Consider the following 15,159-nt stretch of genomic DNA (forward strand, 5'->3'; position numbering starts at 1 on the left):
CCGGGGGTGGCTGCTAACGTCCGGTGGCCAGTGGCACCGACCTCCGTCACCGCCACCACCGCGACGACAGGGAGGCGGGCGAAGCGTTGACCGACCGGGCCCGGCTCATCACGGCCATCATGGACAGCCAACGCCGGATGCAACATCTGCTCGCCTCGGAGCGCTCGGATCCACTCCTCTCGCTCCACCTGACCCTGCCGCAGCTCAAAATACTGCTGCTGCTCTCGTTACGGGGCAGTGCGTCGGGCCGGGAACTCTCCGACACCGTCGGGGTCAGCCTGGCGACCATGACCGGCATCGTGGACCGCCTCGTCGCGCAGGATCTCGTGGTACGAGGTGAGGATCCGCGCGACCGGCGGGTCCGCCGGGTCGAACTGAGTCCGTCCGGCCGCACCCTCATGGAGGGCATCGTCACCGCCGGGAACACCCGGATGCAAAGTATCCTCAGCCGGCTCTCAGTCGACGAACTGTCGATCGTCGAACGGGCTACCGCCCTGGTCGCGGGCGCCGCCGAGGCCGAACGCGCCGCCGAAGCCGAACGGACCGCCGAAGCCGAACGCGCCGCCGAGGTCGAACGCGCGGCCGAACGGTAACCCGGCGGGCGGTCAGGCCAGGTCGAGCGCGCGGGCGGCGGCGATCACGTCGTTCCGGATGGTGATCGGCGAGGGGGCGGTGGAGATCGCCCACTCCGGATCCTTCAGCCCGTGCCCGGTCACCGTGCACACGATCGTCGATCCAGCCGGAACCCGACCCGCCTCGGCCTGCTGGAGCAGACCCGCCACGCTCGCCGCGCTGCCCAGTTCCACGAAGGCGCCCACCTCACGGGCGAGCAACCGGTACGCCGAAAGGATCTCCCGGTCGGTCACCGCCGCGATGAGCCCACCCGAGGCGTCCCGCGCGTCCAACGCCCCGGTCCAGCTCGCCGGGTTGCCGATCCGGATCGCGGTGGCGATGGTGGAGGGCTCGCGGACCGCCTCGCCGTGCACGATCGGCGCGGCACCGGCCGCCTGGAAGCCGTACATCTTCGGGTGTCGGGTGGCGTTGCCGGCCGCCACGTCCTCCCGGTAGCCCAGCCAGTACGCGGTGATGTTGCCGGCGTTGCCGACCGGCAGGCAGTGGATGTCCGGAGCGTCGCCGAGCGCCTCGACGATCTCGAACGCGGCCGTCTTCTGGCCGTGCACCCGGTCCGGGTTGACCGAGTTGACCAACGCCACCGGATAGTCCTGGGAGAGCTTGGAGGCGAGTGCCAGGCAGTCGTCGAAGTTCCCCTCGACCTGCAACAGCTTCGCCCCGTGCACCAGCGCCTGGGCCAGCTTGCCCAGCGCGATCTTGCCCTGGGGCACCAGGACCGCGCAGCTCAGCCCGCCCCGGGCCGCGTACGCCGCAGCCGAGGCACTGGTGTTGCCGGTGGAGGCGCAGATGATGGCCTTGTTGCCGGCCTCGACCGCACGGGAGACCGCCACGGTCATCCCCCGGTCCTTGAACGAACCGGTCGGGTTGGCGCCTTCCACCTTCAGATATACGTCACAGCCGGTACGGGCGGAGAGCACCGGCGCGGGCAGCAACGGGGTGTTCCCCTCGTGCAGCGTGACGACCGGCGTGGCGTCGGTGACCGGCAACCGGTCCCGATAGGTCTCGATCAAACCCCGCCACATGTCGCTCTCCTCGTCGATGTGCTGCCGTCGCGCGGGACGGACACCGGGTGAAGGTGGGTCAAGCGTGACCCAGGGTGCCGGTCGTCGCGTCCGCGCGCCTACCGTTACCCACCTGGCGGGACGGCCGCCGGCCCCGGTCAGACACCGCCCTCGACCCGGAGCACGCTGGCGATCGAACGGACGATGTCGAGCTGACGCAGTTCCTCGACGGTCGCGGCGAGCGCGGCGTCCGGTGCGGCGTGGGTGACGATCACCAGGATCGCGTCGACGCCCCTGGCTGCCGGGCTCGTGCCACCGGCACTCGACGCCGATGCCTGGCGGACGGTGGCGATCGACACCTCGTGCCGGGCGAAGACCCCGGCCACGGTGGCGAGCACACCGGCGCGGTCGGCCACGTCGAGACTGATGTGGTAGCGGGTGACCGCCTCCCCCATCGGCCGGATCGGCAGTGCCGCGTACGAGGACTCGCTCGGGGTCCGCACGCCGGCGAGCCGGTTACGGGAGACCGCCACCACGTCGCCGAGGACGGCGCTCGCGGTGGGCGACCCGCCCGCTCCCCGGCCATAGAACATGAGCTGCCCAGCGGCGGCGGCCTCCACGAAGACCGCGTTGAAGGCGTCCCCGACGCTGGCCAGCGGGTGGCTGCGGGGGATCATCGCCGGGTAGACCCGGACGCTGATCGACTCGGCACCGGTGGAGTCAGGGCCGCGCGAGGCGATGCAGAGCAGCTTGATCGTGCAGCCCATGGCCTTGGCGCTGGCCACGTCGGCGGCGGTGACCTCGGTGATCCCCTCACGGTAGACGTCGGCGGCGCTGACCCTGGTGTGGAAGGCCAGCGAGGCGAGGATGGCGGCCTTGGCCGCCGCGTCGAAACCCTCGACGTCGGCGGTCGGGTCCGCCTCGGCGTACCCCAGCTCGGTCGCCTCGTCGAGCGCCTCGGCGAAGCCCGCCCCGGTGGCGTCCATGGCCGAGAGGATGAAGTTCGTGGTCCCGTTGACGATGCCGGTGACCCGGGTGATCGTGTCCCCCTGCAACGACTCGCGCAGCGGGCGCAGCAGCGGGATCGCCCCCGCGACCGACGCCTCGTAGTAGAGGTCCGCACCGCTCTCCGCAGCGGCGTCGTGCAGGGTGCCGCCGTCCTCGGCGAGCAGGGCCTTGTTCGCGGTCACGACGCTCTTGCCGGCCCGCAACGCTTCGACCAGCCAGGTGCGGGCCGGCTCGATGCCGCCGACCATCTCCACCACCACGTCGACGTCGTCCCGCTTGACCAGGCCGAGCGCGTCGGTGGTGAAGACCTCCGGGTCGACCGGGAGCCCGCCCCGGTCCCGCCCCTGTCGACGGACCGCGATGCCGGCGATCTCCAGCGGTGCGCCGATGCGGGCGGCCAGGTCGGCCGCCTGCTCATGCAGCAGCCGCACCACCTCGGCGCCGACCGTGCCACACCCGAGCAGCGCCAAGCGGAGAGGTCTTGTCATCCCACATCCAATGCCAGCAGATCGTCTTCGGTTTCCCGCCGGACGATCACGCGTGCCTCGTCGCCGCGGACCGCCACCACCGGGGGCCTCGGGACATGGTTGTAGTTACTGGCCATGCTCCGGCAGTAGGCACCCGTGCCGGGCACGGCGAGAAGATCTCCGGGCTGTACGTCGGCGGGCAAGAATTCATCCTTCACCACCACGTCCCCGGACTCGCAATGCTTTCCCACCACCCGGGCGAGAATCGGCTCGGCGTCCGAGGCCCGGTTGGCCAGGGTGGCGGAGTACGAGGCGCCGTAGAGCGCGGTACGGATGTTGTCGCTCATCCCACCGTCGACGCTGACGTACGTCCGGAGGCCATCGACGTCCTTGACGGTGCCGATCTCGTACACGGTGAACATCGCCGGGCCGATGATCGCCCGCCCCGGCTCGAAGCTCAGGTGCGGCTTGGCCAGTCGCAGTCCTTCGCACTCGCCGTCGACGATCTTGTGGATCCGCTTCGACAGCTCGTGCGGGGTCGACGGGTCGTCCTGGGTCGTGTACGCGATGCCGAAGCCGCCGCCGAGGTCCAGCTCGGGCAGTTCGACGCCGCGGGCGTCGCGGATCTGCGCCTGGAGGGCGAGCACCCGCCGGGCCGAGACCTCGAACCCGCTGGTGTCGAAGATCTGCGACCCGATGTGCGAGTGCAGCCCGCGCAGCTCCAGCACGTTGTCGTCGAGGATCCGGAGCGCGGCGGCGACGGCCGCCCCGCCGGCCAGCGAGAAGCCGAACTTCTGGTCCTCGTGCGAGGTGGCGATGAACTCGTGCGTGTGCGCCTCGACCCCGACGGTGACCCGGATCAGCACCCGGGGCCGGACCCCGCGCTCCCGGGCCAGCTCGGTCAGGCGGTCGATCTCGTCGAACGAGTCGACGATGATCCGACCCACCCCGGCGTCCAGCGCCCGGGTCAGCTCCGCCACCGACTTGTTGTTGCCGTGGAAGCCGATCCGCTCGGCCGGCATGTCGGCGGCGAGCGCCACCGCCAGCTCACCGCCGGTGCAGACGTCGAGGTGCAGCCCCTCCTCGGCGATGATCCGCACCACCGCCTTGCTGAGGAACGCCTTGGCGGCGTAGTAGACGTCCTCGCCGGCGAAGGCGGCACGGAAGTCCCGGCAGCGCGAGCGCAGGTCGTCCTCGTCGAGCACGAAGAGCGGCGTACCGAACATCTTGGTGAGCGCACCGATCCGCAGCTTGCCGACGGTCAGCTCACCGTCGTCGTCGCGGGTCACGGTCCGCGGCCACAGTTGCGGCAGGAGGGCGTTCACGTCCTCGGGCGTACGCAGCCAGGCGGGTCCCCGGTTGCCGAGGTCGCCGTGCAGCGCCCCCGCCTCGTGAGCACGCATTTCCGTTACATCCTCTCCGGGGCCGAGACCCCGAGCAGTTCCAAACCATTGACGATGACCTGACGAGTGGCGTCGACCAGCCAGAGCCGGGCGCGGTGCAGATCGGTGATCTCCTCGTCGCCCTTCGGTACCACCTGGCAGTTGTCGTAGAACCGGTGGAACGACTGCGCCACCTGCTCCTCCAGATAGCGGGCGACCCGGTGCGGCTCGCGCAGCTCGGCCGCCGAGGCGACCACGGCCGGGTACTCGGCCAGCGCCTTGAGCAGCTCGTTCTCCTTCTCGTGGTCGAGCAACTCGGGCCGGAACGCATCCGGCTCACCCCGAGTGAATCCGACCTCGGCGGCATTCCGGCTGATCCCGGCGGTACGGGCGGCGACGTACCGGACGTAGTGGACCGGGTTGTCGTTCTTGGCCCTGGTCCAGAGTTCGACGTCGATGTCGATGGGCGAGTCGCTGGAGTAGCGGGCCAGGGCGTACCGGGCGGCGTCCACTCCGATCGCCTCGACCAGGTCCTCCAGCGTAACCACGGTCCCGGCCCGCTTGGACATCCGGACCGGCTGACCGTCCCGGACCAGGTTGACGAGCTGCCCGATCAGGATCTCCAGGTTCTGCTCCGGGTTGTCGCCGAAGCAGGCCGACATCGCCTTCATCCGCCCGATGTAGCCGTGGTGATCGGCACCGAGCATGATCACGACCCGGCCGAAGCCCCGCTCCCGCTTGTCCAGGTAGTAGGCGCAGTCGGCGGCGAAGTAGGTCCACTCGCCGTTGGACTTGCGCAGCACCCGGTCCTTGTCGTCACCGAAGTCCGTGGTCCGCAGCCAGGTGGCGCCGTCCAGCTCGTACGTCCGGCCCTGCTCGGTCAACCGGGCCAGCGCGAGGTCCAGCTCACCCCGGTCGTGCAGGTCCTTCTCGTTGAAGTAGACGTCGAAGCGGACCCCGAACTGGTCCAGCGAGGAACGGATCTCGTCGAACATCAGCGCGACGCCCTCGACCCGGAACACCTCCTGGGCGACCGCCTCCGGCCGGTCGAGCACGTCCGGGTGCAGCGCCCGGACCGCCTCGGCGATCTCGGCGATGTACGCCCCGCCGTAGCCGTCCTCGGGGGCCGGCTCACCCTTCGCGGCGGCGAGCAGCGAACGGGCGAACCGGTCGATCTGCGAGCCGGCGTCGTTGAAGTAGTACTCCGTGGTCACGTCCGCACCGGTGGCGCGGAGCAGGCGGCTGAGCGCGTCGCCGACCGCCGCCCACCGGACCCCGCCGATGTGCACCGGACCGGTCGGGTTCGCCGAGACGAACTCCAGGTTGATCCGCTCTCCGGCGAGGGCGTCGCCGCGTCCGTACTCCCGGCCGGCCTGGACCACGACGCGGGCGAGCTGCCCGGCGGCGGCGGCGTCGAGACGGATGTTGAGGAAGCCGGGTCCGGCGATCTCGACCGATTTGATGCCGACCGCCCGGGTCAGCTCGTCGGCGAGGCCCGCCGCCAGCTCACGCGGCGGCACCCCGACCCGCTTGGCCAGTTGCAGTGCGAGCGTCGAGGCGTAGTCGCCGTGCTCTGGGTTGCGGGGTCGCTCCAGGGTCACCGACTCCGGCAGCAGGGAGGGGTCGAGCCCACGGGAGATGAAGACCGCCTGGGCGGCGGTACGGACGACCTCGGCAAGATTGGCGGGAGTCACCGAAACATGTTACCGGGGGTAGACTCAGTCACTCGGCGGACACCCTGCGCCTTTGTGACCCGCCACCCCTGACCGACCGACCTGACGAGGCACCATGAGCATCAGCACCCAGGGTGGCGATCAAAGCCGTCCCTCCGTGGTCAGCACCGGTAAGAAGCCGGCGGCCGGTGGCAAGCCGGCGGCGGGTGGCAAGCCAGCGGCCGGGAACTCCGGTGGCACTCGGCCCGGCGGAGGTCGGGGCGCGGGTGGCGGCAAGGGCCCGCGTAAGCCGATCGCTCCGGTCAAGGTCAGCCAGGGCCGCAACTGGGGCCCGATCGCCCTCTTCGTCGCCGTCGGCGTGCTCGCCGTCGGGATCATCGGCTGGGGTGCCTTCGCCGTGTTCCAGGGTGCCAAGCCCTGGGCGGAGCAGGCGGCCGGCATCGACGGAATCAAGAACTACCGGGAATCGTCGGACAAATCCCTGACCGCCTCGGAACACGCGTGGGGTCCGCTGACCTACTCGCTTACCCCGCCGGTTGGTGGCAAGCACAACTTCAACTGGCAGAACTGCATGGGTGACGTCTACGACGCCCCGATCGCCAGCGAGCACGCGGTGCACAGCATGGAGCACGGCGCGGTCTGGGTCGCGTACCGGACGGGCCTTCCGGCCGAGCAGATCGGCAAGCTGGCCGAGAAGGTACGCGGCAACGAGTACATGCTGATGAGCCCGATCGACAACCTGGACAAGCCGATCTCGCTCCAGGCGTGGGGCTACCAGCTCAAGGTCGACAACGCGGACGACGGCCGGATCGACACCTTCATCCGGGCGCTGCGCACCAACGCCACGATCGAGCCGAACGCGACCTGCTCCGGCGGTATCACCGCGACCGGCACCACCCCGCGTGACCTCGGCAAGGACGGCGCGCAGCAGTAGTTAGGAACCCGATGGGCGCATCAACCCGCTCCGACGCGCCGGCTTCGGCCGGCGCGTCGGGCGCCGGGGTCCAGGACCCCGAGGAGTTCGAGTACGACGGCGACGAGGGCGGTGACGACTACGTCGACGACCCGGGCGACGACTCGGCCGTCGGCGATGGCCGCCGCCGGTTCAGCACCGGTTGGGTGACGATCGCACTCGTGGTGGGGCTGGCCCTCGGCGTCGCGGTGGGGCTGCTCATCCCGGGCCTGACCCGGCCGGGAGACACCTCGGTCGAGGCCGGCTTCGCCCGCGACATGTCGACCCACCACGCCCAGGCCGTCGAGATGTCCCTGCTCGCCCACGAGAAGGCCACCGACCCGGACGTACGGACCCTCGGCGCGGACATCGCGCTGACGCAGCAGGGTCAGATCGGCACCATGCAGACCTGGCTGCGCAACTGGCACCTGACCCCGACCGGTTCCCAGCCCCGGATGGCCTGGATGCCGGATGGCGGCGGCACGATCCGGGACGGTCTGATGCCCGGCATGGCCACCGACGCCGAGCGGGCGCAGTTGCGTGCCGCCACCGGTCGGGACTTCGACGTCATGTTCCTCCGGCTCATGCTCAACCATCACCTCGGTGGCATCCACATGGCCGAGGCGGCGCTGGAACTCTCCGACGACGAGCAGGTGCAGGCGCTCGCCGAGACCATGGTGGCCGGACAGAAGAAGGAAATCACCGCAATCCAGGCGCTGTTGGACAAGCTAGGCGCCAAGTAGTCCCTTCTAGCCCGATACGCGGCGTTATGCCCGACTGTGCACTTTGGGGAGTTTTCTCCGTAGATATCGTGACCAGTCATGATCCGGGCTCGTTGCCCCAGACGTGGGGGTTGTTCTTAAAGACGCGCGACGTTCCGTCACCAGCTGGTGCCGGCGGCACACCATCGGCGGCGACGGCGCGGTGGCCGCTCGCCGGGGGCAGCGGTCAGGCCCGGCAGAGGCGCTCAGCCGCGATCAGGAACTCGAACTGATCGACGCGCTACGAGGGCGCTACCCCGACCAGTTCGGGCTCGACGACCCGCTCTGGACCCGGCAGAGCGTCACCGCCCTGATCGAGCGCCAGTTCGGACTCACCATCGACCCGGCCACCGTCGGCGAATACCTGCACGCCTGGGGACTCGGACCACGGGAGCCCACCGACCGCGCCTGCGGCCTCTGCGTCGACGCCGTACGGATCTGGGTGCGCCAGGAGTACCCGGCGATCGTCCGCTCCGCCCAGGAGCACCGGGCCGAACTCTGCTGGCTAGGGCGTACCCGGCTGCACGGGGTGGCACCGGCGGCGGACGTGATCTCGGCCATGTCGCAGCGGGGGCGGGTCAAGTTCATGATCACGACGCCGACGGTGGATCCCCCACTGCCCCGGGACTTCCTGCTCCGGCTCAGTGGCGCCGACGGGCGGTTGGTGCACGTGGTGGTGGACGGATCCTGGGGGCGGGGCGAGTGGCCCCGACGGCTCCCGCCCCGGATCGCGCCGTACGCGTTGCCTTCTTGTGGGCGTTCTTGACGGGTGGGGGTTGGGGGCGGCATACCCCACTCTGGGCGGTCAAGCTTGATCCCGTCGTGGGGTACGCCGCCCCCAACCCGGACACGTTGTCCACGTCCGGCGGATACCGATTCGGTGCTCGGGGCGGGTGTTTGCTACTCTTTCCCGGTCGCTGAGCCCCCGTAGCTCAGGGGATAGAGCACCGCCCTCCGGAGGCGGGGGCGCAGGTTCGAATCCTGCCGGGGGCACCAGGGGTAATCAGCACGAGAAGGCCCGTGACCAGGGGAAAACCCGGTCGCGGGCCTGAATCGTCTTCCGGCTGCGTCCCGCCGTCAGTGGTGTGCGGCGGGCGTCGCCCCGCCGACACGACGCGCGTGCACCGAGGGCTACCGCCACCCATGAACCTGACGCCATCCTGACCGACCCCCTCGCCGTAGGTATCGCGCCGAGGGCGGGTCGAGCGTAATGCCTGCGGTGCTTCTTTACACCCATGCTGAACGATCAAGACAGTACCTTGTCCATCGACTGGACTCCATACTTCTTCGTATCCACTCGGCCCGGGAGGCTATGTGAAGATTGTTGGCCCTTTGAGACGGCATGTCCTACGTCTTGGCATCCTCACCACCATCGCCCTGTTTACCGCTGCGGGATTCGCCACGCCGGCCAGTGCCGCCGTGGTAGGACCACCTCGCGGCTGGTGTAAGGCGAGCACCGCAAACACAGTGTGGTACGAGATCACGGCGGCCGAGGTCAACCCGACGGTCACCCACTTCATGAGCATCAACATCACGACCGGCACGACCGGCGAGCGCACCGAAACCCTTCGCAAGGTCAACTCGGTGAGCACGACCCTCGGCGCCAGCACCGAGATCAGCACCCAAGCAGGAGCGGTCTTCGCGAAGGTTTCGGCAAAGGTCGGGTTCAGCGTCCAGAGCGTCACCGGCAGCACCGACGAGGAAACGACCAGCATGCGCTGGACGTTCGACGAGCCCGGGTACTACGGCCTCTACAAAGGCACCCGTGCCGTTTCCGGGACGGTGCAGTCATTCCTGTGTCTGAGTTTCGACAGCCCGTTCGGTGGTGTGGGCTACAACATCCTGAACATGGGCAGCCAGCAGTACACGACCTTCGACAACATCGAAATTGGCACCATCCGCTGCGGAGATCCCGTCCCTGCGGGCACTCTGCGATTCAAGGCACGCCTGCAACTCGGCTGCTGACGCCGACCATATGCACGAGATTTGTCTCAGCGGCGCCGAAGGTCTTCGGCGCCGCTTCCTTTCCTCGGCGAAGCCCACAGCGTGCGCGACACTGACGACTCCGGACGGCTCTCGTACTCGCAGACCCGTCGGCGGTGCAGCATCAACGTGCCACTCGTTTGCTCGACCACCCACCGCTTGGCCCGGCACCCTCTTGCCGGCGCCCTTGCTCGTCGTCGCGGCCGGGACGCGGTTCGCGGCGCGGATCGACTGGGTGCCCAGCACGACCACGGTCGGATCCTCGGCCCAGCCGGCTTCCTCCCGCGCCTGGCCGCACCACCGAGGCGGCAAAGTGCGTCATCAGTCGTCGTCGAAGATCTCCTCTATCGTCAGACTGAACAGCTTGGCGAGACGGAACGCGACGGGAAGGCTCGGGTCGAACTTTCCCGTCTCGATCGCATTGATCGACTGTCGTGACACGCCGATGCGCTGAGCCAGGTCAGCTTGTGTCCATGAACGTTCGGCTCGGAGGGCCGCGATGCGGTTCTTCATCGGTACCGGATCCAGCCGACGACGAACGCGATCAGGTACACGGTGCCCAGGAGCACAGCGAATAGTGCGACGTTGAAGTCGTAGTCGAGGAGACCGGCGGCGTCTGCTGTGACGTAGGCGAAGCCGGTCACCCAGCCCACGCCGAGTGCTGCCGCCAGAGCATCTTGCGTGATCTGGCGCCATAAGTCGTCGAGTGCGCGAAGGAAGCGGGCGAAGGCGGCGATCCAGGTGGCGCCGACGAGAATATTGGCCGCGACTGCGGCCCAACTCGCCGCCGAGTGCTTCGTGTCCCAGACGAACTCAGGGCCGAACCGGGCCACGGCGAGAGTCGCCACCCAGACGAATGTCCAGAGCACAAGTTGGGCGGATGCCTTGTTCGAGGCCCGGTAGCCCGCGGCCTTGTCGTGCGTTTCCATGAGCTGCGTCCTCCCCTGGGGTGAGTCAAGTTAACTTGACTCACCCTCTCGGAGTCAAGCAAGCTTGACTCACTTCACCAGGGGCGCACGAGGATGAGGAGGCAGGCGTGGCCGGCTACAAGGTTCAGAACCGATACGTCAAGGCAGGGCTCATCACCGATGCGGAGGACAAGATCGAAGAGGTCATCCAGCCGGTCCTGGATGATGGAGTGACGAACGGTTGGGCTCTCCACTCGTTCCAAGCCACAGCCGCGGCGAAGGGCACCAACCTCGTGTTCATCTGGCAACTGCCTGACTGACGATCGCACCGGTTAGTACACCCAGCGGCAGCTTGTACCCCGCTCGCACTCCTCGATGACCACGGCGTAGCGGACGACAAAGGCCCGTGACACCCACCCGGGCCGTTGTCGTATCCCAGGGCGTACCGGATCCGGCACCGTCCGGAGCCATCCGTGGGTGGGGGGCGTACGCGTCAGCTTGGCTGGACGTCCTTGACGTACACGATTGCGTCGTTGTTGGTCAGGTGGGCGGGGTCCAGCGGGGCGTAGCCGAACCATGGGGACACGCGACGGGCGGGTCGCGGGTCGACGAGGGCTGCGGCGAGTTGGCGGGCGTCGAGGACGTACTGGTCCTCCGGGAGTGCGTACAGGTGCCCTTCGATCGTTTCCGGGGGTGGGGTGTCGACTCCCTGGTGACGGATCGTGCCGAGGGCCGTGGCCAGGAAGGCGTACTCCTCGCCCAGGTGGGCGCTGACGATCGCCCCAGCGCTCCACCACTCCAGCGGCAGGCCACCCAGCCGCATGCTGCTCTTGTCGCGCTGGAGATGAGCGTTGTGGGCGTGGATCAGCGTCGGGCCCCGCTCGGCGAGGGCCAGCAGGTTGGCGGCCATCATCGAATCCCGCAGCGCGCAGAGCCGCGCCAGGCGGTTCGGCGACGTGTCGGCCGACCAGTAGTGGTAGCGCAGCAGGCCCGTGGCGGTGCGCCCGTACAGGCGCGCCCGGTCCCACTCCTCCCGCGAGGACGCCGCGATGAGGTACGGCGTCTGCGTGTCAAGCAGGGCCACCAGGTCGTCGGCGAGCACCCGCACCTCCCTGACCTCGGCCGACTGCCCCACCGACCGGGACGGGTCCATCAACCCGGCGGGATCGGTCCACCGGTCGTCGGCACCGAGCAGGCGGTCGAGCGCTTCGGCGGTGCAGGGAAGCAGGTCCGGCTCCGCCCAGGTCGCGAGGTAGGCGTGGAGTGCGGTGAGGGCCTGCCGGGGGCTCGCGGCGCCGGTCATCTCCAGCGGGCCGTCGAACCCGGCGAAGCGCAACTGCTCGGACAGCGGCCGGCCGTCGTTGTACGCACGCATCCACCCCACGAGTTCGCGGTTGGCCGCTGACGCGCCGAACCCGTGGCTGAACCCGCGCCGCATGACCTCGTCGAGGGTGCCGGTGCCCGAGGTGACGTAGTCGTCCACGACCAGACCCATCATGCAGTCGCTCTCGATCGCGATCGTCCGGTATCCCTCCTCCTCGATGAGTTGCCGGAAGAGTTCGTTGCGCAGGTCGAGCAGGACGTCCTCGCCGTGGGTGGGCTCGCCCAGGGCGAGCAGTCGCGGTCGGGTCGGGAGCAGCCTCATGACCGAAGCGCTCGCGACGGCATGGGCGCTGTTCTTGACACCAAGCATCATGACGTAAACGCTATCGTTGAACCGGCCGTGTAAACTTTACCCGCAGAATCAGCAGGAAGATGCCTCGAAACCCTCAAGACGGGGAACGGCTCAGGCCGGTGGACCTGGCTCGCGGGCATGGTCTGTCCACGCAGGCGATCAGGAACTACGAGCAAGCCGGCATCCTTCCGGGCGCCGAACGCACCCGGTCCGGCTACCGCACCTACACCCCGCTGCACGCGCAGGCCCTGCGCGCATTCCTCGCCCTCGTGCCCGGACACGGTCACCAGACAGCGACGTCGATCATGCAGGCGATCAACCGGGACGCGACCGAGGACGCGTTGCGGCTCGTCGACGAGAGTCACGTCCAGCTCCTTGAGGACCGCCGCACCCTCCAGTCCGTCGAAGCGGCGCTGCGTGACCTCGCGCCCGTGCCGCAGGAACGCGGCGACACGTTCGTCGGCCCCCTGGCCCGAAGGCTCGGCATCCGCCCCGCCACGCTGCGTAAATGGGAACGTGCCGGCCTGGTCCAACCGGGCCGCGACCCGCAGACGGGCTACCGGGTCTACCGCGCGGCCGACGTACGCGACGCCCAACTGGTGCACCAGCTCAGACGCGGCGGCTACCTGCTGGAGCAGATCGCCCCGCTGATCGCCCAGGTCCGCTCCGCCGGCGGCGTCGTACCGCTCGAATCGGCGCTACGGGACTGGCGCAGCCGCCTGACGGCCAGAAGCCGCGCCATGCTCACCGGCGCCGCCGCGTTGGACGTCTACCTCAACCGCCGACCGGCTCCGCACCGAGCTGAACCGAGCTGAGTCGGGGCGCTGTCGGCGGCCGTGTCGGTGCGGTGTCGGTGACGTGTCAGCGGGCCGCCGCAGGATGGTGGCATGACAACTGACCTGGTGATCGAGGCCGAGGGCCTCGTGAAGAGTTTCGGGAAGACGAGGGCGCTCCAGGGCGTCGATCTCGCCGTACCCCGGGGAACGGTGCTCGGCGTACTCGGCCCCAACGGCGCCGGCAAGACCACCGCTGTACGCATCCTCTCCACGCTGCTCACCCCGGACGGCGGGACCGCCCGGATCAGCGGCTTCGACGTCGTACGCGACGCCGAGCGGGTCCGCCAGACCATCGGCCTCACCGGTCAGTACGCCTCGGTCGACGAGGACCTGACCGGGCGGCAGAACCTGGAGCTGTTCGGCACCCTGCTGGAGTTGGGCCGCGCCGGCTCCCGGCGCCGCGCCACCGAGTTGCTCGAATGGTTCGACCTGACCGAGGCGGCCGGCCGACCGGCCAAGACCTACTCCGGTGGTATGCGGCGGCGGCTGGACCTGGCCGCGAGCCTCGTCGGCTCACCAGAGGTGATCTTCCTTGACGAGCCGACCACGGGTCTCGACCCGGCCAAGCGCGAGGACATGTGGGACGTGGTCCGGTCGCTGGTCACGAACGGCTCGACCGTGCTGCTCACCACCCAGTACCTCGAAGAGGCGGACGCGCTCGCCGACGCGATCACGGTCATCGACCACGGGCGGGTGATCGCGTACGACACCCCGGAAGGGCTGAAGCGGGTCGTCGGCGGCCAGACCCTGGAGGTACGGCCAGCCGATCCGGCGGAGCTGACCCGTACGGCGACGATCCTGAGTGAGGTCTCCTCCGGCGCCCGCGCCGACGAGATCCGCAAGGGCGTGCTCGCGGTGCCGGTCGCCGACGACACGGCCCTCACCGAGGCCGTCGCGCGGTTCGCCGCGGCCCACATCACGGTCACCGAACTCTCCCTGCACCTGCCGAGCCTCGACGAGGTCTTCTTCACCCTCACCGGGCGTACGGCAGCCGACGACGACACCAGCATGAAGGAGGTGGCGGCATGAGCACCCTGGTCGACGCGGCCCCCACGACGAGCCGCGCACTGTCGACGGTCTCCCCGAATCCACGACCGTTCCGCCTGGTCCGGCACTCGCTCGCGCTGGCCAAACGCAGCCTCATCAAGACCTGGCGTACGCCCGAGGCGCTGATCGACGTCACGTTGCAGCCGGTGCTGTTCCTCGTCATCTTCGTGTACATCTTCGGTGGCGCGGTCAGCGGTTCCACCCACGACTACCTGCAGTTCCTGCTGCCCGGAATCCTGGCGCAGACAATCGCGACGGGGTCCATCGCGATCGGGGTGAACCTCAACACCGACATCGCCAAGGGCGTCTTCGACCGGTTCCGGGCACTGCCGATCCCCCGTTCGGCACCGCTCGTCGGCGCGGTCCTGGGCGACGTCGTACGGTATGTGATCGTCACCGTCTCGACCCTCGCGATCGGCTACCTGCTCGGGTTCCGGATCGACGCCAATCCGCTGCTCGCGCTCGCCGGTTGCCTGCTCGCGGTCCTGTTCGCGCTCTGCCTCAGCTGGTTGCCGGTCTTCGTGTCGATGAAGGTACGCACCCCGGGTGCGGTGCAGGGCCTGATGTTCGCACTGATCATGCCGCTGAGTTTCGGGTCCAACGTGTTCGTCAGCACCGACACCCTGCCGGGCTGGATGCAGGCGTTCGTGAAGGTCAACCCGATGACCCACCTGGTCGACGCGATGCGCGGGCTCTTCCTCGGTACGCCGGTCGGCCCGCACGTCTGGTGGACACTCGCCTGGTGCGCGGGTTTCGTGGTGCTCTTCATGCCGCTCGCGCTGCGGGCCTACCGTAAGAAGGTTTGAACTAGGGCGTGTCCTGTATGGGTTTTG

16 protein-coding genes, 1 tRNA gene and 1 pseudogene are annotated in these 15,159 nt (G+C 69.1%); 10 read left to right on the plus strand and 8 right to left on the minus strand.

Annotated features, from left to right (window positions below; all coding sequences use genetic code 11):
* Positions 1-23: 23 nt before the first annotated feature.
* Entirely contained in the window at positions 24-593 is a 570-nt protein-coding gene (locus ACIBF5_RS20260; protein ID WP_396813760.1) for a MarR family transcriptional regulator, read from the plus strand.
* A gap of 12 nt (positions 594-605) precedes the next feature.
* On the opposite strand, the gene thrC is transcribed toward ACIBF5_RS20260, so the two are convergent.
* The 4 genes from thrC to argS form a co-directional block, all read right to left on the minus strand.
* On the minus strand, positions 606-1,655 hold the full coding sequence (thrC, locus tag ACIBF5_RS20265; RefSeq protein ID WP_396813762.1) for a threonine synthase: 1,050 nt from the start codon (positions 1,653-1,655) through the stop codon (positions 606-608).
* A gap of 137 nt (positions 1,656-1,792) precedes the next feature.
* Positions 1,793-3,130, minus strand: coding sequence for a homoserine dehydrogenase (locus tag ACIBF5_RS20270; RefSeq protein WP_396813764.1), 1,338 nt, complete (start codon positions 3,128-3,130; stop codon positions 1,793-1,795).
* On the minus strand, positions 3,127-4,512 hold the full coding sequence (lysA, locus tag ACIBF5_RS20275) for a diaminopimelate decarboxylase (RefSeq protein ID WP_396813766.1): 1,386 nt from the start codon (positions 4,510-4,512) through the stop codon (positions 3,127-3,129). The genes ACIBF5_RS20270 and lysA overlap by 4 nt, the downstream gene beginning before the upstream one ends.
* 5 nt (positions 4,513-4,517) lie before the next feature.
* Complete coding sequence (gene argS / locus ACIBF5_RS20280; protein WP_396813768.1) at positions 4,518-6,185, minus strand: arginine--tRNA ligase; 1,668 nt, start codon at positions 6,183-6,185, stop codon at positions 4,518-4,520.
* Between the two features lie 94 nt (positions 6,186-6,279).
* Here argS and ACIBF5_RS20285 point away from each other — a divergent pair, with 94 nt between their 5' ends.
* From ACIBF5_RS20285 to ACIBF5_RS20305, 5 genes are all read left to right on the plus strand, one after another.
* Complete coding sequence (locus tag ACIBF5_RS20285) at positions 6,280-7,098, plus strand: DUF3105 domain-containing protein (RefSeq protein ID WP_396813770.1); 819 nt, start codon at positions 6,280-6,282, stop codon at positions 7,096-7,098.
* Positions 7,099-7,109: 11 nt separating this feature from the next.
* The gene (locus tag ACIBF5_RS20290) at positions 7,110-7,859 is read left to right on the plus strand and encodes a DUF305 domain-containing protein (protein WP_396813772.1); all 750 of its coding nucleotides are present in this window, start codon (positions 7,110-7,112) and stop codon (positions 7,857-7,859) included.
* 103 nt (positions 7,860-7,962) lie between these two features.
* Positions 7,963-8,643: a winged helix-turn-helix domain-containing protein gene (locus tag ACIBF5_RS20295; RefSeq protein ID WP_396813774.1), complete on the plus strand. Its 681-nt coding sequence runs from the start codon at positions 7,963-7,965 to the stop codon at positions 8,641-8,643.
* A 155-nt stretch (positions 8,644-8,798) separates the two neighbouring features.
* Positions 8,799-8,873 (plus strand) — tRNA-Arg (locus tag ACIBF5_RS20300).
* A gap of 471 nt (positions 8,874-9,344) precedes the next feature.
* Complete coding sequence (locus ACIBF5_RS20305) at positions 9,345-9,842, plus strand: hypothetical protein (RefSeq protein WP_396813776.1); 498 nt, start codon at positions 9,345-9,347, stop codon at positions 9,840-9,842.
* A 26-nt stretch (positions 9,843-9,868) separates the two neighbouring features.
* On the opposite strand, the pseudogene ACIBF5_RS20310 reads toward ACIBF5_RS20305, so the two are convergent.
* The 3 genes and pseudogenes from ACIBF5_RS20310 to ACIBF5_RS20320 all read right to left on the minus strand — a co-directional run.
* A pseudogene (locus ACIBF5_RS20310) lies at positions 9,869-10,151 on the minus strand (hypothetical protein); the annotation flags it as partial.
* Positions 10,152-10,181: 30 nt separating this feature from the next.
* Positions 10,182-10,373 (minus strand): helix-turn-helix transcriptional regulator, encoded by a 192-nt coding sequence (locus ACIBF5_RS20315; protein ID WP_396813778.1) that lies wholly within the window; start codon positions 10,371-10,373, stop codon positions 10,182-10,184.
* The gene (locus tag ACIBF5_RS20320) at positions 10,370-10,789 is read right to left on the minus strand and encodes a hypothetical protein (protein WP_396813780.1); all 420 of its coding nucleotides are present in this window, start codon (positions 10,787-10,789) and stop codon (positions 10,370-10,372) included. Before ACIBF5_RS20320 ends, ACIBF5_RS20315 begins: the two co-directional genes overlap by 4 nt.
* Before the next feature lie 107 nt (positions 10,790-10,896).
* Between ACIBF5_RS20320 and ACIBF5_RS20325 the strand changes: the two genes are divergently transcribed.
* Complete coding sequence (locus ACIBF5_RS20325; protein ID WP_396813783.1) at positions 10,897-11,088, plus strand: hypothetical protein; 192 nt, start codon at positions 10,897-10,899, stop codon at positions 11,086-11,088.
* A 173-nt stretch (positions 11,089-11,261) separates the two neighbouring features.
* On the opposite strand, the gene ACIBF5_RS20330 is transcribed toward ACIBF5_RS20325, so the two are convergent.
* Positions 11,262-12,464, minus strand: a complete 1,203-nt coding sequence (locus ACIBF5_RS20330) for an erythromycin esterase family protein (RefSeq protein WP_396813785.1) — start codon at positions 12,462-12,464, stop codon at positions 11,262-11,264.
* 98 nt (positions 12,465-12,562) lie between these two features.
* Between ACIBF5_RS20330 and ACIBF5_RS20335 the strand changes: the two genes are divergently transcribed.
* From ACIBF5_RS20335 to ACIBF5_RS20345, 3 genes are all read left to right on the plus strand, one after another.
* A complete protein-coding gene (locus ACIBF5_RS20335; RefSeq protein WP_396813787.1) occupies positions 12,563-13,258 on the plus strand; it encodes a TioE family transcriptional regulator in 696 nt (231 codons plus the stop codon).
* A gap of 72 nt (positions 13,259-13,330) precedes the next feature.
* On the plus strand, positions 13,331-14,308 hold the full coding sequence (locus tag ACIBF5_RS20340) for an ATP-binding cassette domain-containing protein (protein ID WP_396813789.1): 978 nt from the start codon (positions 13,331-13,333) through the stop codon (positions 14,306-14,308).
* The gene (locus tag ACIBF5_RS20345; protein ID WP_396813790.1) at positions 14,305-15,132 is read left to right on the plus strand and encodes an ABC transporter permease; all 828 of its coding nucleotides are present in this window, start codon (positions 14,305-14,307) and stop codon (positions 15,130-15,132) included. The genes ACIBF5_RS20340 and ACIBF5_RS20345 overlap by 4 nt, the downstream gene beginning before the upstream one ends.
* Positions 15,133-15,159: the final 27 nt, after the last annotated feature.

The sequence above is a fragment of the Micromonospora sp. NPDC050417 genome (genome assembly GCF_044458865.1).
In the GTDB taxonomy this organism is placed as follows: domain Bacteria; phylum Actinomycetota; class Actinomycetes; order Mycobacteriales; family Micromonosporaceae; genus Micromonospora_G.